Consider the following 389-nt stretch of genomic DNA (forward strand, 5'->3'; position numbering starts at 1 on the left):
GGTGCTCCTGGCCTCCTATCAGGAGGAGGCGAGCCTGACGCCGCACGGCGTCCAGATGGTCCAGGACGAGTTGTGCGGCATCCTGATGGCCCGCCTGTTCAGTGAGGCCGGGTGGCAGAGACATCCCGAGCACGCCCAGGTCCCGATCGAGAAGCCGGTGTTCATCGTCGGTATGCCACGGACCGGCACCACCACCCTGCACCGGCTGCTCACCGCCGACTCGACCAACCAAGGGCTCGAACTGTGGCTGGGCTACGCTCCCCAGCCCCGGCCGGCACGCTCGACCTGGCCTACCAACCCGATCTTCCAGATGGTCCAGGGTGGCGTCGACAAGTTTGTCGAGCAACATCCCGGCTACCTGGGCATCCACAATCGCAAAGCCGGCGAGG

1 protein-coding gene is annotated in these 389 nt (G+C 66.3%); it reads left to right on the forward strand.

Translation table 11 applies throughout. The features are described from left to right. A partial coding sequence (locus tag ACY45C_RS20685) for a sulfotransferase family protein (RefSeq protein WP_462189219.1) occupies positions 1–389 on the forward strand: 389 nt, incomplete at both ends.

The sequence above is a fragment of the Frankia sp. CcWB2 genome, assembly GCF_977927585.1.